Source organism: Clostridium magnum DSM 2767 (assembly GCF_001623875.1).
Lineage (GTDB): Bacteria > Bacillota > Clostridia > Clostridiales > Clostridiaceae > Clostridium_AM > Clostridium_AM magnum.
Map to the genome: position 1 here is coordinate 310,247 of NZ_LWAE01000001.1, position 20,595 is coordinate 330,841.

Genomic DNA, 20,595 nt, shown 5'->3' on the forward strand with positions numbered 1-20,595 from the left:
ATTACTAAAATAATGTATAATTAAAAAATATGCGGATATAATAACAAGATGAGAAAACTAGGAGACAACTGATTCTACTGCTTTAGCACCTTTCTATTAAAGGTGCATTTTTTTGTGGTATAAAATTCCTCAAAACTAATAGACTATAATATAACAATAGAGAGGGAAGGAATTTTTATGAGTAAAAAATTAAGATGTGGTGCTGAACATTGTTATAATAATGTAAATAACTTTTGTATAGCAAATGTTATACATGTGGGAGGTACAGATGCATATACTAGCCCAGAAACAGCATGTAATACTTTTGTAGAAAAAACTGATATAAGAGGAACATCTCATTTCATAAATAGAAACTTATTAGGTGGATTTCGTCAATTATTTAGTCATCAAACAGTAGAGATGGCACCAAGGGTAGACTGTGATGCAGAGAATTGCACATATAATGTTAATAAAATATGCGGTGCCGAGTATGTGGAGATTCATGGTGAAAATGCTACAACTAGTGAAAAAACACAATGTGAAACTTTCAGGTAAAATAAGTGAAGAGATATATAGTAAGTAATGGCGCGCTTTGAAAATATGGATGTTAAGTTGTTTAAGATATCATAAGTTAAGCAGGTTTATCTGCTTATTTTTATTAGTAGACAAAGGAATAAGAAAAATGTAGAATATTTAGGAAAGATTTTATACGGTGGTGAAGGTATGAGCAAGGTTATTCCAGTAGAAAAAAACAAAGAATACATACTAGATATAGATGGAATAGGTTATGAAGGAGAAGGTGTAGGTAAAATACAAGACTTTACAGTTTTTGTTCCAGGAGCATTATTGGGAGAGACTGTTAAGGTAATGATAGTTAAAATTAGCAAGAATTTTGCTTTTGGAAAAATATTGGATGTAATGGAACAATCAGAGCATAGAACGGAGCCAATTTGTAGTATTTACAAAAGGTGCGGAGGATGCCAACTTCAGCACTTTTCTTATGAAGCACAATTAAAGTTTAAAAAGCAAAGAGTAGAAGATTGTATAAAAAGGATAGGAAAGCTTAAAGTAAAAGAATTAGAATCTAAAGATAATGAGAACATAAAAAGTATTAGCGATAATTCTTTTGAGAGTGGAATAATTATACGGGATGTCATAGGCATGGATAATCCATATAGATACAGAAATAAAGTACAGCTTCCAGTAGGAGAAAAGGCTGGGCAAGTTAAAATTGGATTTTATGCTAAGCGAAGTCACGAAATTATACATATGAATGAATGTGCTATACAAGATGAAACTGCAGATAAGGTGGTTAAATTAATACAGGAATGGATTAAGAAATATAATATTAAAACCTATAATGAAGAAGAGCATAGCGGGATTATAAGACACATAATGATAAGAAAAGCCTTTAAAACAGGCGAAACAATGGTTGTAATAGTAACTAGAACTAAAGAATTACCACATAAAAATGAGTTAATAGACTTAATTTACAGAAACATTAGTGAAATAAAAAGTATTATACAAAATGTAAATGATAAAAAAACAAATGTAGTTTTAGGACAGTATTGCAAAACTTTATGGGGAAGCGATATAATAAGTGATTATATCGGCGACTTTAAATTCAACATATCACCGCTATCGTTCTTTCAAGTGAATCCTATACAGACAGAAGTTTTATATAACAAAGCTTTAGAGTATGCAGACTTGAGTGGTAATGAAATTGTATTTGATGCATATTGTGGAACTGGAACTATATCATTATTTTTATCTAGAAAGGCTAAAAAGGTGTATGGCGTAGAGATAGTTCCAGAGGCTATAGAAAATGCAAAGGTGAATGCAACTGAAAATAATGTAAATAATGTAGAATTTATTGCAGGACAATCTGAAAAAGTTATACCTGAACTTATAACAAAAGGTGTAAAAGCAGATGTGGTAGTTGTTGATCCGCCAAGAAAGGGTTGTGACAAGGCTCTTTTAGAAGCAGTTACTAGAATGCAGCCTAAGAGAATAGTATACGTGTCCTGCGATCCAGGAACTTTAGCAAGAGATTTAGCAATTTTAAAGGAATCAGGGTATAATACCTTAGAAATTCAACCTGTTGACATGTTTCCGCAGACTGCTCATGTGGAAAATGTTGCCCTTGTTGTAAGAAATAACGATGGTTAATATAATTGTATCTGTTATAGTATTGACAATTAGATACTTATATTTTATCATATAAAATAAGTCTAAATATTGAAAATACAAAGATGAGGATTAGTAAAAATTAAAGTCTTTTTTTAGAGAAGGAATGTAAGGTGAGAGATTCCTAAAAGACCATTTTGAACCTACCTCTGAGTTCTGTACTGAAATAATAGTAGGATACAGCGGTTAATTACCGTTAATAATTAAGAGTGAATATGCTTGTTACAAGTGTATTAATCAGGGTGGTACCGCCGATTAAGCCTCGGTCCCTTATTGGGATTTTGGGCTTTTTTTTATTGTTAAAATTTTTTACTTGTCAAAAATATTAAGTATTAAATATATTAAGTAAGTAGGAGGATTATGAAATGGAAAAGGATAAAAAGTTAGTAGAACAGATAACACCTATGGATAAAGATTTTGCTCAATGGTATACAGATATTGTGAAAAAAGCAGAGCTAATTGATTACTCAAGTGTAAGAGGTTGTATGATAATACGTCCTTATGCTTATGCAATGTGGGAAAATATTCAAAAGGATTTAGATGGAAGGTTTAAAGAACTAGGACATGAGAATGTTTATATGCCAATGTTTATACCAGAAAGTCTTCTTCAAAAAGAAAAAGATCACGTTGAAGGATTTGCTCCAGAAGTTGCGTGGGTAACGCAGGGAGGTAATGATGAGTTAGCAGAAAGATTATGCGTACGTCCAACATCTGAGACCCTATTCTGCGAACATTATGCTAAAACAGTTCAATCTCACAAGGATTTGCCAAAGTTATACAATCAATGGTGTTCTGTTGTAAGATGGGAAAAAACTACACGTCCTTTCTTAAGAACTACAGAGTTCTTATGGCAAGAAGGTCATACAATACATGCAACTAAGGAAGAAGCAGAAGCAGAAACAATACAGATGTTAAATGTGTATGCAGATCATGCAGAACAAATGCTTGCTATTCCGGTTATAAAAGGTCAGAAGACTGAAAAAGAAAAGTTTGCAGGTGCAGAGGCAACATATACAATAGAAGCTTTAATGCACGATGGTAAGGCTCTTCAAGCTGGAACTTCTCACTATTTTGGAACTAACTTTGCTGAAGCTTTTGGAATACAATTCAGTGATAAAGATGGTAAAGTTAAACATGTTCATCAAACTTCATGGGGATTTACTACTCGTTCAATTGGTGCAATGATAATGGTTCATGGTGATGATAATGGACTTAAAGTTCCACCAAGAATAGCACCTATTCAAGTAGTAATTATTCCAATAGCTCAACACAAAGCAGGCGTTTTAGAGAAAGCTGCAGAATTAAAGACAAGAATAGGGAAAGTAGCTAGAGTTAAAGTTGATGATAGTGATAAGATGCCAGGCTGGAAGTTCAGCGAATATGAAATGAAAGGAGTTCCTATTCGTTTAGAGGTAGGCCCTAAGGATATTGAGAAGAATCAGGTAGTACTTGCAAGAAGAGACAACGGAGAAAAAATTGTAGTTCCAATGGATGAGATAGAAGCTAAAATACCAGCGCTTCTAGATGAAATACATAATGCAATGTTTGAAGCCGCTAAAGCAGTAAGAGAACAAAAAACTAGTGTAGCAATAAATATGGAACAATTTAAAGATATAGTAGAAAATAAGACAGGATTTGTTAAGGCTATGTGGTGTGGAGACAGAGCATGTGAGGATAAAATTAAAGAAGATACAGGAGCAACTTCTAGATGTATGCCTTTTGATCAGGAAAACTTATCTGACACTTGCGTATGTTGTGGAAAGAAAGCTACGAAGCTTGTTTATTGGGGAAGAGCATACTAAAATTTTAAAATACATGATGATTTAGAATGAGAATTTATAAAGTAATTCTCATTCTTTATTTTATGTATGTGGTATTATAGAGATAAAGAATGAGTATTAGTGCTGAAAAATTTCATGTGTTTAATAAGTCATTGGATAAAAAATTTATTATGAAGGAATATATAATATATTTTTTTATTTATATAAATACTAATGATTATGAATTTGTAAAAAGGAGAAAATCTATGTATGAGGATATAATTATCAAAAAAGCAGAAGAGATCAAGGATAAGCTTATAGAGATAAGAAGAGATATCCATGCACATCCTGAGATTGGACTGCATGAGACAAGAACAGCTAAAATAATAGCAACAAAGTTAGAGCAATGTGGAATTGAAGTGGAAAGAAATGTTGGGGGCACAGGTGTTGTTGGTGTATTAAGAGGAGCCCATACCGGTAAGACAGTGCTTTTAAGAGCTGATATGGATTGTCTAAAAATTAAGGAGGAAAATGATATAGAATATAAATCTGAATATCCAGATTTAATGCATGCATGTGGCCATGATGCGCATATAGCATGGCTAATTGGGGCGGCTATGATTTTATCTGATTTAAAGGACAAAATTCATGGTAATGTGAAATTTTTGTTTCAGCCTGCTGAAGAAAAAGAGGGAGGAGCAGAAAGGACTATAAATAGTGGAGTTTTAGAAAATCCTCATGTGGATGCCATAATAGGAGCTCATGTTTGGCCTAATATAGAAGCTGGTAAAGTTGGTATAAAAGCAGGACCTTTAATGGCAGCATCAGATAATTTTAAAATAACCATACACGGAAAAGGTGGCCATGGTGGGCAGCCACACAGATGTATAGATCCGATTGCAGTAGCTTGCGAAATATATATGGCGCTTCAAACTGTAATAAGCAGGAAAGTAGATCCTCTTGAGCCAGCAGTAATTACCGTAGGAAGGTTTAATGCAGGCTCTTCCCATAATGTTATACCAGATACAGCGGAACTGGAAGGAACAATAAGAACTCTTACTTATGAGGTTAGGGAAAAGATTCCTAGTATAATGGAATCAATTATTAAAGGAATAAGCGAAGCTAACGGAGCAAAGTATGAATTTAGATTTTTACCATATCATGCTCCAGTTATAAATGACTATGAAATGACTTCTACGGTAGGTAAAGCTGCTAGCAAAATAATAGGCCATAAAAATGTTGTCATAGTTGATAAACCTACTATGATAGGTGAAGATTTCTCTAGTTTTGAAGAAAAGATACCAGGAACATTTTTTTGGGTAGGAACTTATAATTTGAAAAAAGGCATAGTTAAGCCATTACACAATCCGGAATTTAATTTAGATGAAGAAATAATATATAAGGCAGCAGCCATATTTTCAGAGTGCGCTTTACTGTATTTGAATGAATAACAAAATGTGTATGAATTACAAATTACTTTTTAATTATTTGTAAACACTATAGGTAAAATAGCATTTATTGTTATAATATAATTATAATTAATAAGCATAAGTGTGGAGGCTTAGTATAGAATGTTTAATAACAAATTCGACAGTAATAAGTTTAAATACGGAATCTATTATGCCATAGCTGTAGCTGTTATTGTTTTCATTCTAAATGATTACGTAACAAACTTAAAATCAGAGCATATAAAGTATAGCGACTTTGTAAGTTATATTAATCAAAATAAGATTCAAGAGGTTCAAATATCTAAAGATAGGTTAGTAGCTATTCCTAAAAGTAATGAGGGAGAAAGTAACAAAGTATTATATACTGAAAGAGTAGATGATCCGGATTTAATTAAAAAGTTAGACACTGCAAAAATTAAATATGGTGGAGTGCCACAGGAGGATAGTCCTATAAGGAGCTTTTTTATAAATTGGGTATTACCACTTATAATCTTTACGTTTTTAGGCAGAGTGTTATTTGGACGTATTGATAAAAAAATGGGTAGTGGAGTTATGTCTTTTGGAAAGAATACTGCCAAAATATATGCAGAAAATGAAACTGGAGTTACCTTTGCAGATGTAGCCGGTCAGGAGGAAGCTAAAGAATCTTTAGTTGAAATTGTTGACTTTCTTCACAATCCTAAGCGGTATACAGATATAGGGGCAAAGCTTCCTAAAGGTGCTCTTTTGGTAGGGCCTCCCGGAACAGGAAAAACATTACTTGCAAAAGCAGTGGCAGGAGAAGCAGGAGTGGCGTTTTTTTCAATATCTGGTTCTGCCTTTGTTGAAATGTTTGTAGGTATGGGTGCATCTAGAGTGAGAGATCTGTTTAAGCAGGCTCAAGAAAAGGCACCTTGCATAGTTTTCATAGATGAGATTGATGCTATTGGTAAGAGCAGAGAAGGAAATATTTCTGGAAATGATGAAAGGGAACAAACTCTTAATCAGTTGCTTGCAGAAATGGATGGATTCGATTCTTCTAAAGGGGTTGTAATTTTAGCTGCAACCAATAGGCCAGAGGTATTAGATAAGGCCCTTTTAAGACCTGGTAGATTTGATAGAAGAGTGATAGTTGATAGACCTGATTTAAAAGGTAGAGAAGAAATACTAAAAGTACATGCTAAAGGTGTAAAAATATCACAAGAAGCAGATTTGAATGCGATTGCAAAAGGAACTCCAGGAGCTGTGGGTGCAGATTTAGCAAATATAATAAATGAAGCGGCTTTAAGAGCTGTAAAAAATAGCAGAAAAGAGGTTGTTCAAGAGGATTTAGAGGATGCAGTGGAAGTAATTATTGCAGGAAAAGAGAAAAAAGATAGAATCTTATCTGACAAGGAAAAGAGAGCAGTAGCCTTCCATGAAGTTGGCCATGCGCTTGTAGCAGCCTTATTAGAAAATACTGATCCTGTGCATAAAATTACTATAGTTCCTAGAACCATGGGAGCATTAGGATACACTATGCAGCTTCCATCAGAAGAAAAGTATCTTATAACAAAAGAAGAAATGATGGAACAAATATGTGTGATGTTGGGAGGCCGTGCAGCAGAAGAGATAGAGTTCAATACTATGTCAACTGGGGCTGCTAATGACATAGAAAGAGCAACTCAGACAGCAAGAAGTATGGTTTCCATGTATGGAATGAGTGAGAGATTTGATATGATGGGACTAGAATCCATTCAAAATAGGTACTTAGATGGAAGACCAGTTCAGAATTGCAGTGCAGAAACTGCTGCAATTATTGATGAGGAAACATTAAAGATAATAAAAGAAGCTCATGAGAAATCAAAGAAAATACTTAAAGATAATAGATACTTATTGACTAAGATATCGGAAAGACTTTTAGAGAAAGAAACTCTTATGGGTGATGAATTTATTCACATGGTAAAGAGCAATGATGAAAGTAAGGGACAAAATAAAGAGGATGAATCTTTAGATACTGGCTCTCATAATGGATAATGAATTGGAGTGGAGATTTAAGTTATGGAGAACAATGATATAGAAAAGGAACTAAAGAAAGAAATAGAGTTTAGTTTAGAAAATGAAAGATTAGAAGAAGTGACTGAAGAAATAAGAAATCAAACTTTAAGTTTGATAGATAAGCGAAAAGAAGTTGCAGAGTATATAGTAAATTTAAGAAAAAAAAATATCGAAGAGTATAGAGATGATGAAGATAAGATAATTGAATATTTTGATCATGAAATATTTGCAAAGGAAGAATATTTTAAAGCTCTAGACAGAAAATTAAAAGAACTTACTATTCTAAAGAGTTCTCCTTATTTTGGAAGGATAAATTTTGAAGATGAAATTGATGATGAATCTATATATATAGGAAGATTTGGAATTACTAAAGAAGATGATTATGAGCCTATTATTGTTGATTGGAGATCACCGATATCTTCATTATTTTATGCTGGTAAGCTTGGAAAAACAACTTATACTGCTCCATTAGGAGAAATAGAGGTTGATGTATTATCTAAAAGACAATACATTATAAAAAAAGCAAAGCTATTAGGAATGTTTGATTCAGCTATAGATGTTAAAGATGAAATTCTGCAAATGGTTCTAAGTAAGAGTGCTGGAGATAAACTAAAAGACATAGTAATGACAATACAAGCAGAGCAAGATAACTTAATTAGGCAGTCAAGAAACCAAGCTATAGTAGTAGATGGGGTAGCAGGTAGTGGAAAAACTACTATAGCCCTACACAGGGTAGCGTATCTTTTATACAATTATAGAAATGTGCTTCAAGATAAAGTTCTAATACTTGGGCCTAATAGTATATTTATAGATTATATATCTACTGTATTGCCTAGTCTTGGAGAAATTGGAGTGAGACAAACCACTTTTAGAGAGTTTGCGTTAGATATTGTTGGATTGGACAATATAATGAGTTTTAAGGATTATATGGAAGAAGTTCTAAGTGAAAACAGGGAATTTAACAATGATATAATATACAAAAGTTCTATGGAGTATATTAAAGATTTAGATGAACTTATAAATAAGCTGGAGAATGAGTGTTTTACTATTAGCGATATTAAAATATATGATAAAGTTATATTAGATAATGATGAAATAAACAAAATGTTTAAAGATTATTTTTATAATATGCCTTTATTTAGAAGAAGCAAAAAGATAAAAAGAATAATATATTCTAAGCTTAAGGATGAAAGAGATAGTATAATAAGAGAAATACAAAAAGAATATGAGGATTCATTGAAATCTTTATCAGAATCCGAATTAAGAGTTCAACAAAATCACTTGGAATTTATGAGAAGAACTAAAATAAGAGAAACAATCCTAGAGGTAATGAGGGTTAAAAGAGAACTGAAATGGCTTAATAATCCTAATATAATTGAAATATACAATGAATTTAATAAAGGGAAAGTTTTAACCTATGATGATTTGGCTCCTATTATATATTTAAAGATAAAATTAGAAGGATTAAAATACGATAGTGAAATAAAGCATATAGTTATAGATGAAGCACAAGATTATTCGGCAGTTCAGTTTGTTGTAATAAAAGAACTTACAAGTTGTAAATCTTTTACTATAGTTGGTGATAGTAATCAAAGAATAGTTCCTATAGAAGGGAAACTTCCAATGACCAATTTAGAGAATATATTGGTAGATTTAGATGTACATCATTTTAAGCTTTCAAAAAGCTATAGGTCTACAAAAGAGATTATGGATTATGCAAATAAGTATTTAAAATGCAATAAAACCATCCCATTAGTTAGAAATGGTATGGAAGTTATAGAAAAAAAGGTTGATAACGTAAATAATCTTGTAGACAAAGTCATTAATAATATTATAAAATTAAAAGAGAAGAATTATGAAAGTATAGCTGTAGTATGTAGAGATTTAAAACAGACTGAAACTTTAGGTAGTCTAATAAAGAATAAGCTGCATATAAAGGTTCTGGATAAAGAAGATATAATATACTCTAGTGGAGAAGTTATACTTCCGAGTTATTTTGCAAAAGGATTGGAATTTGATAGTGTTATATTGATAGATAGTGATACAACACTAGAAGACCAATATGATAAAGCTAATAAATTAAAATATGTAATGGCAACAAGAGCTTTACATGAGTTATATGTATACAAGACTTCCTCGATTTAATAAGAGAGCTTTCAATTTTTGGAAGCTCTCTTATTTATTTCAGAAAAATCTGTTTATTTGCCATGAATTTAAATATTTCTCTAGTTAAACATTTACAAATGATATAAAATGATAATATAGGATTATTATATGTAAGAAAGGAATCGTGGATCGCTATGAATAATATTTTAGATTTAATAAGAAAAGCAGAGCAAACTCATATTTTAGATAAAAATGAAATTGTAAGGCTTCTAGAAGATAATAGTTGTAATGAGGAACTATTTAATGCTGCAGATAGTATTAGGAAAAAGTATGTGGGAGATGAAGTGCATTTAAGAGGGCTTATAGAATTTTCTAATATATGTAAGAGAAATTGCTTGTATTGCGGTCTTAGATCCTCTAATAGCAATGTAAGAAGATATAGATTGACTCCAGATGAAATAATAGATCTAGCTAAAAAAGCAGTAGATTACGGATATAAAACCATAGTAATGCAATCAGGGGAAGATGAATATTACACCTTAGATATGATGAAATACATAATATATAATATAAAAAAACTAGACGTGGCGCTTACTCTAAGCATAGGAGAAAAAACTATTGAGGAATATAAAGAATATAAGGATGCTGGAGCTGATAGATACTTAATTAGAATAGAAACTACAGATAAAAAGCTATATGAAGATATGGACCCAGGTATGAGTCATGAGGAAAGAATGAGATGTCTTAGTGATTTAAGAAGCTTAGGATATGAAGTAGGAACAGGTTGTTTAGTAGGTCTTCCGGGACAAACTATAGAATCTTTAGCAAACGATATTCTATTTTTTAAGGAAATAGAAGCAGATATGATTGGTATAGGGCCTTTTATACCTAATGAAGATACTCCATTAAAAGATGCTAAAGGTGGAGATTTTACACTCAGTTTAAAGGTAATGGCGATAACTAGGCTATTAATGCCAGATATTAATATACCTGCTACTACGGCTATGGAGAGTTTAAATAAAAATGGAAGAATAATTGCGCTGAAAAGTGGGGCTAACGTAGTTATGCCAAATGTAACTGAAGGTGAATATAGAAAATTATATGCCCTTTATCCAGGAAAAATCTGTACAGGGGACACACCGGCTCATTGTAGAGGATGCATAACAGGAAAAATAAAATCTATAGGTAGAGTAGTATCTGAAGCAAAGGGCTTTAGAGTTAAGGTGAATATGTAGATATTTAATTATTAGTATTATAGGCTCCCGCTTTATAGGCGGGAGTATTTAAGTTAGGTCTATTATTTTTTACTATTTATATACTCTTTTTCATATTCAGAAAGTCTGTTTAATAAAATACCATAAGTTTTATTAATATCTTCAAAATGCATATTTTCTATATAATATTTTTCAAGGTTGTCATGAAGTTTTTTTGCAGAACCTATAATAGATAAGCCTTTATTTAACAGATTATAGAAGATTTCTTTATCTTGATCTATTTCAGCCTTATCTATAAGAGAGTAGTTTACAAAGTTCTCCATAAATATTTGAATGCCATTAAATTTTCTGTTATTTATTTCGTTTGAAGAAATTAATGCTGTTTTAAGCTCAGGAATTATTATGTGCTCGATTCTTTCAGGAATAAGGGGATCGTGATAGATCTCAACAAAAAATCCCCTCTTTAAGGCTTCATGTAAAATAAAGTTTAAAACTTGGGTCTTGCCAGTACCAGGACCGCCATTTAATACGTACATCTTTTCACATTCTTCACATAGATTATCTATAAAGGTTACGATACCGTTAGGTGTAAAAGCAGTTGCAAAAAGATGCCTTTCTTTACCTAAGGTAGTAATATCGTATTTAGATAAAATTTTATTTTTTAAATCTTCCTCTAGAGCAGCTAATTTAGAATGATCTAGGGACTTTTTATTATAAGTACTCCAATCAGTATGAATAAGTTTTGCAGCACCTATAAATTTGTATGCTCTCTCAAAAGTATTTTTAATTTCTTTATTTGTTTCAATTAACTCAGTTCTATATTTTTCAAATCCTCTTTCATTCCAATGCTGACCCATGTTTAATATTTCATCCACTGCACCTGGGTTTAAAGGGTCCACTACATGAGTAGAGGTACACTAAATGCAAACATATTTATTATATTCAAGTCCAATCTTATTGTGAGGGCCAATAAGTCAGATTTAAAATATAAAATTAATTTTTATTATGCATAATTATTGAATATTTATTAATGCTATTCCGGTACATTTTGCTTAATAAATAAAAAATGACAGTATATTATCATAATTATGTTAAGAAATAACGGAAATGCTAACATTCAATCGTCAGAAATCAAAAAAAAATAAAGACAAGTATATAATTCCTGTGTTATAATTGTATCCGTGCTGAATTTATATGACGAAAATTTATTATATTTTATAAAAAATGCTGTTAAAAATGCAATTTCACTAAACATTATTGACATTTTTAGAGATTATTAGATCATTTTATAGAATTAATGCAGTAAATTTTAAATAAAAATAAATTGTGAAAATCGTTTAAATTTGAAATTATTAATACATTAAAGCAATTTGGTAATATGTCAAGAACAAAATGAAAAGAAAATCAAATGATTTCTTTAAAAATGGGTAACCTTAATAAACATACAGTCCAATGAGAAAGTATGTTCGTATAATTTATATAGATTAATCTACTCTATTTGAAGAGTAGAGCTGATTTTTAGCCAGCAATCCAAAAATCATACGAATAAGTTTACGAGATGTTAGCGCGAGTGCTCGTTTGTGCTGATGTGTAGTTACTTCAGCAAATTTCTTCTGATAGAACTCTTGATATTCAGGAATATGGCAAACAACACTTCCTGCAGCTTCTATGAGATAATAGCGTAAATAACGGTTACCAGCTTTGTTCATAGGTGTATTTTCAGCTTTAAAACCTCCAGATTGATTTTCTTTCCACACGATGCCAGCGTATTTAGCAATAGCATCATTACTAGGAAATGCATGCACACTTCCTAATTCAGCAAGAATGCCACTGGAGTAAACAGGGCCAAAACCAGGAATAGACATTAATATTTTGTATTCCACAGGATTCATTCCCATAACAGCTTTTTCAATGGCTTTGTTAATACCTTTAAGTTCTTTATCAAAAGCCTGAATACAGTTGAAAGAACAAGCAATAGAGGTTGTTAATGGCTCATACAAACATTTATCAAGACGGTATGAATTACGTGCAGCTTGCTGCAAAATTTCAGCAGTCATCTGAGGATTAGAAATCCTTTTCCGACTTTTTCTATTGACGAAGTCAACAAGTTCTTCAATTGATGTATTTGCAATATCTTCGGAAGATAGAAATTCAGTAAGTATTGAAGATGCGGTAGCACCGTATTTATTAGAAAAAGGATGATCTTCTCCCTGTAATAATGCAAATTCGCTGAACTTAAGAAATACATTGGATAACATGTAAGTTTTTTCTCTAGTTAAGCATTCAACAATATGAAGTCTGTGCCTTGTAAGTCTTTGCAGAGCAAGATATTGAGAACCACGCCAAGGTTCAATATGAATTCTGCCAACTCTTGCAAAGTCAGCAATAACAAAAGAGTCAATGCCATCATTTTTATCAAGAGAATTAAAGGATTCTTTGTAGTTAGCAACTTCCTTAGGATTCAAGCAGTAAACATAAGGTTTGTAAGTCATAAGTTTTTCACTAGCAGATAAAAAATTGGCTATATGTACTCCATAAAAGGAAGTAGATTCTAAGCCGATTATAACAGCTTTAAAAGTATTGTTTTCTAAAACCTTAACAAGCATGGATTCAAGTTGCTCTGCACCAAATTGCGTATTAGGAACAGGTTTCATCTTAATCAAGAATTCCTGTTCAAAATTAATAGCAGAGACAACATTTTGTCTCGCACCAATATCGATACCAACAAATAGAGTTGATAAGTAATCTAATTTCTTCATGAAATCACCACCTTTCAAAAATAATGAGGAAATTAGAAAGGATTATCCTAATCCAAAGTACTAACTGCAACCTCGCGTAATTAGCATTCATCCAGACGCAAAACCTTGCTGGTGGCTGCGAAAGGAGATGCAACATTTGTGTAAGCAGAATATGATACTTTGGTCAGGCTGCAAGCTTTACAGGCAATAACACAATGTGTTTTGCAGGAGGAATACAGCAGTAACCTTCGCTAAAGTTCCGTTATGACTATTTTAGCATTAGAAAATCCTTTAATAAATAGTAGGTTAAAACAGTATAGATCGGAAAGTATAAGAATCAGCAATACTGAATTGGGAGAATCCCCACTAGAAAAATTGAGATGCTTTCTTAATCTATACAAAATATAAAAAATAAATAAGTTTATAGGCAGTAAATAACTGCTATAAACTTATTATACGAGGAGGATGTAAAGTGAAAAAACTAAAGCTTGGATTAGCAGTCCAAATTGTCATTGGACTTATACTTGGGGTTATAGTAGGGGCTGTTTTTTATGGTAATCCTGCAGTTGAAACCTATTTAAAACCATTTGGAGATATCTTTATTCGTTTAATTAAAATGATAGTAGTGCCAATTGTCTTTGCATCACTTGTAGTTGGAATTGCAGGGGGAGGAGACAGCAAACAAGTTGGTAGACTTGGTGTGAAAACTCTTGTTTACTTTGAAGTAATAACAACTATTGCGATAGTTCTTGGAATAGTCATTGCAAATGTATTCCATCCAGGAACAGGTATAGATATGAGCTCTCTTGCGAAGACCAATATAAAGAGTTATGTAGATACAGCTGAGACAGTGGGACATCATGGTTTTGCAGAAACATTTGTAAATATTGTTCCAACAAATATAGTAGATGCTCTTGCTAAGGGAAATATGCTTTCTATCATATTTTTCTCTGTTATGTTTGGATTAGGAGTTTCTGCAATTGGGGAGAAGGCAAAACCAGTTCTGCAATTTTGCCAAGCAACTGCAGATGTAATGTTCTGGGTAACAAATCAAATTATGAAGGTTGCTCCAATAGGAGTATTTTCATTAATTGGTATAACTGTTTCTAAGTTTGGAGTTAAGTCACTGATTCCACTTGCTAAACTTGCTATTACTACTTATGGTTCTATGTTTTTCTTCGTTCTCGTTGTACTTGGTATAGTAGCAAAAGTGGTAGGAACAAGCATTATAACAATTATAAAGATTTTAAAAGATGAGCTTATCCTTGCATATAGTACTGCAAGTTCTGAGACTGTTTTACCTAAAATTATGGAGAAGATGGAGAAGTTCGGATGTCCTAAGTCCATTGCAACTTTTGTTGTCCCAACAGGATATTCCTTTAATCTAGATGGATCAACTTTATACCAGGCCATAGCTGCAATCTTTATTGCGCAGATGTATGGTATCCACTTGTCAATCTTTGCTCAAATCAACTTAGTACTTGTGTTAATGCTTACATCTAAAGGTATTGCAGGAGTACCGGGCGTATCCTTCGTTGTACTACTAGCTACTTTAGGTTCTGTAGGGATTCCAGTAGAAGGATTGGCATTCATTGCCGGAATTGATCGTATTCTTGATATGGCAAGAACTGCTGTAAATGTTTGTGGTAACTCATTAGCTGTTGTTGTCATATCAAAATGGGAAGGTCAGTATGATTCTCATAAAGGACAAAAATATGTTTCTGCAATGGCAGAAGCTGCTGCAGATAGTACTGTAGCATAATATTAATTAAAAGAAGAATTAGAGCAGTTTCTAAGTATAGAAGCTGTTCTTTTTTTGTTTAGAAAAGTGTTTAGAGTAACGGTAATTTAAAAAGCTACTTATATTAACGTAGACTAATATACTATAGAACAAATTAAATTCATATAAATAAATAGATATAAATATTATGGTGGTGATCAATATTAGTAAGAATAATAAAAAGTCACCTACAGATAAAGGAAACATAAATAATAAACTAACTATACCTATAATTGAAGAGGTCTTTAAGAATAGCAATATAAAAGATAGAAAATTAATACTAGAAACAATTCTATTAAGGATAATTAGAAAGTCTGAATTTAATGGTAGAAGTTCAGACCAATTCCTTTGATATTTCTATTTGATTTACCAATAGTTAAATTAGGTAAATCAGATAGTTATACTTCTTAAGCAAGTATGGAGGGAGTATAACCGTGGATAGAGTAGCTATATATTGTAGATTATCAGATGAAGATAAAAATAAGAAAAATAATACTGATGATAGCGAAAGTATTATCAATCAGAAAAATATGTTAATTAAATATGCTAAGGATAAAGGATGGCCTATATACAAGGTATATAGTGATGATGATTACTCAGGACTAGATTCGGATAGACCAGAATTTAACGAGATGATTGCTGCTGCTGAAGCAGGAAAATTTGATATAATTCTATGTAAAACTCAATCAAGATTTACAAGAGATATGGAGCTTGTGGAAAAGTATTTACACAATAAATTCATTGAATGGAACATTAGATTTATTACAGCTGTTGATGGTGTAGATACTTCGGAAAAACATAATAAAAAATCTAGACAGATTAATGGACTAGTTAATGAATGGTATTGTGAAGATATAAGTGATTCTATAAGAGCTGTGTTTAAATCAAAGCAGAGCAGTGGCAAGTTTATAGGTTCCTTTGCTTGTTATGGTTATATGAAGGATGAAAATGATAAGAATAAGTTAATTATTGATGAGGAAGCAGCAGCAGTTGTAAGGTTCATCTTCAATATGTATTTGCAAGGAAATGGTGTACAGCATATAGTATATATACTTAATGAAAGAGCGATTCCAAATCCAACAAAATATAAACATTTAAAAGGCTTTAAATACGTAAATTCTCAAGCTAAGGATAATAGAGGCCTATGGAATAAAACCACTGTAAAGAGAATATTGAAGAATATTATGTATATAGGACATATGGTTCAACATAAAAGACAGAAGGTAAGTTATAAATCTAAGAAGATAAAATCATTGGCATCAGAAGACTGGATTATAGTTAAGAATACTCATCCTTCAATAGTTGATATTGAGACTTTTAATAAGGTTCAACAAAGGTTAAAGTCTAACATAAGGAGTACTGGAACAGGTGAAGCTCATTTATTTTCTTCTAAGGTCAGGTGCATAGATTGTAATAGCACTATGCAAAAAACTAGCAACGGTAGAGGATACCAATACCTAAGGTGTAAGTCCTATTCTATCTCAGCTAAAGGTAAAAAGCTGTGCAATAGTCACAGTATTAATTTAAGTTTTTTAGAAGAGATTATTTTTAACAAGATCAAAGAGTACTTTAGAAACTTATGTAATACGGAGAACCTGGCCAATGAATTGATGCTTGAGAAAGGTATTAATGATAAGCTTACGACTTTGGAAAGTGAGCTTATTAGAATAAATAAAGAGATAAATAAAAGAACAGAAGCGTTGAAAAGCTTATATCTTGAAAAGATAAGTGGTGAAATAAACGCAGAACAATACAATGAGTTTGCAAGCAGCTTTGAAAAAGATAAAAAGAAGTTTCTTCTAAAAAAATCTGAAATAGAAAATATGATAGAAGAAATTAAAGAGAATAGTGATGATGTTGAAAGATACATTAAGTTAATAGAGAAATATAGAAGTTTTGAAAAGCTTACACATGCTGTGATTGATGAATTAATTGATTATATAGAGATTGGAGAAAAGCATAAAGGAACAGGTGAGCAAAAGATTAAAATTCATTGGAATTTTTAGGTTGATGTGTGTTTAGAAGACCGCTACATGTGGGGCAGTACCATCCAATATGGCTATATTTAGTCCCTTAATAACTAAGCCATCTAAAGAGTTGTTATCAGAAGAACAATGATGATATTCGATATCATATCCTTTATCATTAAAAAATGTTCCTATGCTTTTCATTAGAGTTGACTTTCCAGTACCAGGACCTCCTTTTATACAGATTTTTCTTCTAGCGGTATCCTGACTTATAATGTAATCATAAAAGGAATGAAAGCCATGTGAAGTGTTACCACCTGGAAAGAAATGTCTAATGTTACCTTTCATAAAACACACTCCTACTTATTACAATCATTATATAGTATGCAATAGTATGGTACTTTGTATATATATATTTAAAAAATATTTCAATAATAAGAGTAATTGACCTCTAGTTTACCTTTTTTAATATAAAAAAGAATAAGTTTTGGTATAATTATTAATATTAAGATATATATTAAGCAAAACTAATTTCCAATTTTTATTTTGGGAGGGGCAAAAATGAATGATGAACTTAAAAAAGTGCAGGAACTTATAGATTTTATTTACGAAAGTCCTACAGCATTTCATGTTGTGGATAGGGTTAAGAGAATGCTTTTAAATTGTGGTTTTATAGAGCTTAGGGAAGAAGATAGTTGGAATTTGAAAAAATCAGGTAAATATTTTGTTGTAAAAAATCAATCAGCAATGATAGCCTTTGTAGTTGGGAATGGTGAATTAGAAGAAGAAGGCTTTAGAATAATAGGAGCCCATACAGATTCACCAGGCTTTAGAGTCAAACCAAATTCTGATATAGAGGTAGAAGGCAGCTATATAAAGCTAAATACAGAGGTCTATGGAGGTCCCATTATTAACACATGGTTAGATAGACCTCTATCCTTAGCAGGAAGAGTAGCACTAAAAAGTAACAATCCATTTTACCCTGAAGTAAGGCTTTTAAATATAGAAAAACCAATTCTAGTGATACCTAATTTAGCTATACATATGAATAGAAACGTAAACTCTGGTGTAGAGCTAAATAGGCAAAAAGATATACTTCCATTACTTTCTTTAGTTAATGAACAGTTTGAAAAAGGAGAATATCTTTTAAAAATTATTTCTAAAGAACTTAGTGTAAATGAGGGGGATATATTGGATTTTGAGTTATTTCTTTATGAGTTTGAAAAAGGAAAAATTATTGGACTTAATGATGAGTTTATATCCTGCGGCAGATTAGATGATTTATCCATGGTTCATTCAGGAATAAAGGCGTTAATAGAAGCTCCAGTGGGGAAGGCTACAAATATTATGGTGTGCTTTGATAATGAGGAAGTTGGAAGTACTACAAAACAAGGTGCCGATTCACCATTTCTGTCTGGAACATTAGAGAGAATAGGTATAAGCATAGGTAAGGAGAGAGAAGATTATTATAGAGCACTTGCAAAATCTTTTATGATATCTAGTGATTTAGGTCATGGTCTACATCCAAACTATGTTGAAAAGTCTGATCCTACAAATAGGCCTATAGTTAATAAAGGGCCAATTATAAAGATCAGCGCAAATCAAAGCTATACATCAGATAGTGTATCAAGTGCTGTGTATAGAAGTATATGTGAAAGAGCTGGAGTACCAGTTCAGATATTTGTTAATCGTTCAGATGAGAAAGGCGGTTCAACCATAGGGCCTATATCTTCAAGTCATATAAATATATCTTCAGTAGATATGGGAATTGCCGTATTTTCAATGCATTCTATAAGAGAACTAGGTGGAGTAAAAGACTATATATATACAATAGAGTCTTTTAAAGAATTTTATAGCATATAAGGCATCTTTAATTTGTTATTTTCCTTCAGATGACTAAGAACAATTTTCTTGTTTTGCATATAATAAAAAAGAATAATGATTAGACTAGACATTTTGGGGAGGAATAACCGGCATGAAAACAGTTGGTACTATGGAAATTAAAGATGATATACTTTATATTGGTGGAGTAAGTACAGTAGATTTAGCAAAAGAGTATTCCACTCCTCTGTATGTTATTGATGAAGAGTTAACGAGAAGTCAATGTAGAAGATATTATGATGCTTTTAAAGTTGAAGAGAAAGGAAATAAAGTAGCTTATGCAGGTAAAGCCTTTTTAACATTAGCTATGTGTCAAATTGTAAGAGATGAAGGGTTACACCTTGATGTAGTTTCAGGTGGGGAACTCTATACTGCATGGAAAAGTAAATTTCCTATGGAGGAAGTTTATTTTCATGGTAACAATAAAACACTAGAAGAAATAGAGATGGGACTTAATCTAGGAGTGGGAAAGTTTGTTGTAGATAACATGTATGAGGTTGAAAGAATAAATAAAATAGCACAGAAAAAAAATAAAATACAAAAAATTCTTTTAAGATTAACTCCTGGAATAGAAGCCCACACCCATGAATATATAAAAACTGGGCAGATAGATTCAAAGTTTGGGTTTACAGTATTAGACAACAAAATAATAGATGTTGTAAAGAAAGTGATGAAATTTTCTAATATTGAATTTGTTGGATTACACTGTCATATAGGGTCTCAAATATTTGATACCAAACCCTATGAAGAAGAAGTTGAGATCATGTTATCTATAATAAATGATATTAAGACAGAAACGGGATATGAAGTTAAGGAATTAGATCTTGGTGGAGGTTTCGGTATATATTACAAAGAAGGTGATTCGCCTAAAAGAATAGAGGAATTTTGCGATGTAATATTAAATAAGGCAGAAACTGCTGCAGAAAAGCTTAATCTAAAACTTCCTTGTCTTGTTATAGAACCAGGAAGGTCTATTATAGGAAATGCAGGAACTACACTTTATACAGTTGGTTCTATAAAGGATATACCTAATATAAGAAAATATGTATCAGTAGATGGCGGTATGTCAGACAATATAAGACCTGCATTGTATAATGCTGAATATGAATGCATTATAGCCAATAAAGCAGAAAGTAGTTTAAGAGAAACTGTTACAGTGGCAGGTAAGTGCTGTGAATCAGGAGACATTCTATTAAGTAATGTTAAAATTCCGAAAGTAGAAAGTGGGGACATATTAGCTGTACTTACTACAGGTGCCTATGGATACTCTATGGCAAACAACTATAATAAGGTACCAAAACCACCAGTAGTTATTATTAATAATGGTAATACGAAATTAATTTGTAAAAGGCAAACCTTTGAGCAAGTTATAGAAAATGAAATAATGTTATAATATAGCATGTAAATAAAAAATGCATTGAGGAACTATATAGTTTTCTCAGTGCATTTTTTATTTATTACTAATTCATATTTTATGGTTTCTTGGGAATAATAATCAAAGCACAAATTCTTTTTAAAA

Annotated in this window: 14 protein-coding genes, 1 pseudogene and 1 other annotated feature; of the genes and pseudogenes, 12 read left to right on the forward strand and 3 right to left on the reverse strand. The window is 31.7% G+C overall.

Annotation, left to right across the window (positions count from 1 at the left end; translation table 11 throughout):
- Nucleotides 1-177: 177 nt before the first annotated feature.
- The 7 genes from CLMAG_RS01605 (at nt 178) to hydE (ending at nt 10,731) form a co-directional block, all read left to right on the forward strand.
- Complete coding sequence (locus CLMAG_RS01605) at nt 178-534, forward strand: DUF1540 domain-containing protein (protein WP_066616990.1); 357 nt, start codon at nt 178-180, stop codon at nt 532-534.
- A gap of 168 nt (nt 535-702) precedes the next feature.
- A complete protein-coding gene (rlmD, locus tag CLMAG_RS01610) occupies nt 703-2,148 on the forward strand; it encodes a 23S rRNA (uracil(1939)-C(5))-methyltransferase RlmD (RefSeq protein WP_066616992.1) in 1,446 nt (481 codons plus the stop codon).
- A 71-nt stretch (nt 2,149-2,219) separates the two neighbouring features.
- Nucleotides 2,220-2,440 (forward strand) — a binding site (T-box leader).
- Between the two features lie 91 nt (nt 2,441-2,531).
- The gene (gene proS, locus CLMAG_RS01615) at nt 2,532-3,968 is read left to right on the forward strand and encodes a proline--tRNA ligase (RefSeq protein ID WP_066616995.1); all 1,437 of its coding nucleotides are present in this window, start codon (nt 2,532-2,534) and stop codon (nt 3,966-3,968) included.
- 89 nt (nt 3,969-4,057) lie between these two features.
- Nucleotides 4,058-5,377: a M20 metallopeptidase family protein gene (locus tag CLMAG_RS01620; RefSeq protein WP_242872910.1), complete on the forward strand. Its 1,320-nt coding sequence runs from the start codon at nt 4,058-4,060 to the stop codon at nt 5,375-5,377.
- A gap of 120 nt (nt 5,378-5,497) precedes the next feature.
- A complete protein-coding gene (gene ftsH / locus CLMAG_RS01625; protein WP_066616997.1) occupies nt 5,498-7,369 on the forward strand; it encodes an ATP-dependent zinc metalloprotease FtsH in 1,872 nt (623 codons plus the stop codon).
- Nucleotides 7,370-7,393: 24 nt separating this feature from the next.
- On the forward strand, nt 7,394-9,535 hold the full coding sequence (locus tag CLMAG_RS01630; RefSeq protein ID WP_066616999.1) for a HelD family protein: 2,142 nt from the start codon (nt 7,394-7,396) through the stop codon (nt 9,533-9,535).
- Nucleotides 9,536-9,690: 155 nt separating this feature from the next.
- Entirely contained in the window at nt 9,691-10,731 is a 1,041-nt protein-coding gene (gene hydE / locus CLMAG_RS01635) for a [FeFe] hydrogenase H-cluster radical SAM maturase HydE (protein WP_066617002.1), read from the forward strand.
- A 62-nt stretch (nt 10,732-10,793) separates the two neighbouring features.
- Here hydE and CLMAG_RS01640 read toward each other — a convergent pair whose 3' ends face one another.
- Both CLMAG_RS01640 and CLMAG_RS01645 read right to left on the reverse strand, forming a co-directional pair.
- On the reverse strand, nt 10,794-11,585 hold the full coding sequence (locus CLMAG_RS01640) for an ATPase (RefSeq protein WP_153040981.1): 792 nt from the start codon (nt 11,583-11,585) through the stop codon (nt 10,794-10,796).
- A gap of 609 nt (nt 11,586-12,194) precedes the next feature.
- The gene (locus CLMAG_RS01645; protein ID WP_066616512.1) at nt 12,195-13,469 is read right to left on the reverse strand and encodes an IS110 family RNA-guided transposase; all 1,275 of its coding nucleotides are present in this window, start codon (nt 13,467-13,469) and stop codon (nt 12,195-12,197) included.
- A gap of 451 nt (nt 13,470-13,920) precedes the next feature.
- Here CLMAG_RS01645 and CLMAG_RS01650 point away from each other — a divergent pair, with 451 nt between their 5' ends.
- From CLMAG_RS01650 to CLMAG_RS01660, 3 genes are all read left to right on the forward strand, one after another.
- Complete coding sequence (locus CLMAG_RS01650; RefSeq protein WP_066617011.1) at nt 13,921-15,210, forward strand: cation:dicarboxylate symporter family transporter; 1,290 nt, start codon at nt 13,921-13,923, stop codon at nt 15,208-15,210.
- Nucleotides 15,211-15,376: 166 nt separating this feature from the next.
- Nucleotides 15,377-15,580, forward strand: a complete 204-nt coding sequence (locus CLMAG_RS01655) for a hypothetical protein (protein ID WP_066617013.1) — start codon at nt 15,377-15,379, stop codon at nt 15,578-15,580.
- An 82-nt stretch (nt 15,581-15,662) separates the two neighbouring features.
- Nucleotides 15,663-17,234 (forward strand): recombinase family protein, encoded by a 1,572-nt coding sequence (locus tag CLMAG_RS01660; RefSeq protein WP_066617015.1) that lies wholly within the window; start codon nt 15,663-15,665, stop codon nt 17,232-17,234.
- Between the two features lie 24 nt (nt 17,235-17,258).
- Here CLMAG_RS01660 and CLMAG_RS01665 read toward each other — a convergent pair.
- Nucleotides 17,259-17,543, reverse strand: a pseudogene (locus CLMAG_RS01665) (P-loop domain-containing protein); the annotation flags it as partial.
- 213 nt (nt 17,544-17,756) lie between these two features.
- Here CLMAG_RS01665 and CLMAG_RS01670 point away from each other — a divergent pair.
- Both CLMAG_RS01670 and lysA read left to right on the forward strand, forming a co-directional pair.
- Nucleotides 17,757-19,058, forward strand: coding sequence for a M18 family aminopeptidase (locus CLMAG_RS01670; protein ID WP_066617020.1), 1,302 nt, complete (start codon nt 17,757-17,759; stop codon nt 19,056-19,058).
- 112 nt (nt 19,059-19,170) lie between these two features.
- Nucleotides 19,171-20,469, forward strand: coding sequence for a diaminopimelate decarboxylase (gene lysA / locus CLMAG_RS01675; protein WP_066617022.1), 1,299 nt, complete (start codon nt 19,171-19,173; stop codon nt 20,467-20,469).
- Nucleotides 20,470-20,595 lie beyond the last annotated feature (126 nt).

Coding starts and splice junctions, on each gene's coding strand:
- CLMAG_RS01670 (WP_066617020.1), top strand. CDS start 17,757: ATGAATGATGAACTTAAAAAAGTGCAGGAACTTATAGATTTTATTTAC.
- CLMAG_RS01645 (WP_066616512.1), bottom strand. CDS start 13,469: ATGAAGAAATTAGATTACTTATCAACTCTATTTGTTGGTATCGATATT.
- CLMAG_RS01630 (WP_066616999.1), top strand. CDS start 7,394: ATGGAGAACAATGATATAGAAAAGGAACTAAAGAAAGAAATAGAGTTT.
- rlmD (WP_066616992.1), top strand. CDS start 703: ATGAGCAAGGTTATTCCAGTAGAAAAAAACAAAGAATACATACTAGAT.
- CLMAG_RS01655 (WP_066617013.1), top strand. CDS start 15,377: ATGGTGGTGATCAATATTAGTAAGAATAATAAAAAGTCACCTACAGAT.
- CLMAG_RS01605 (WP_066616990.1), top strand. CDS start 178: ATGAGTAAAAAATTAAGATGTGGTGCTGAACATTGTTATAATAATGTA.
- lysA (WP_066617022.1), top strand. CDS start 19,171: ATGAAAACAGTTGGTACTATGGAAATTAAAGATGATATACTTTATATT.
- hydE (WP_066617002.1), top strand. CDS start 9,691: ATGAATAATATTTTAGATTTAATAAGAAAAGCAGAGCAAACTCATATT.
- ftsH (WP_066616997.1), top strand. CDS start 5,498: ATGTTTAATAACAAATTCGACAGTAATAAGTTTAAATACGGAATCTAT.
- CLMAG_RS01620 (WP_242872910.1), top strand. CDS start 4,058: ATGAGTATTAGTGCTGAAAAATTTCATGTGTTTAATAAGTCATTGGAT.
- proS (WP_066616995.1), top strand. CDS start 2,532: ATGGAAAAGGATAAAAAGTTAGTAGAACAGATAACACCTATGGATAAA.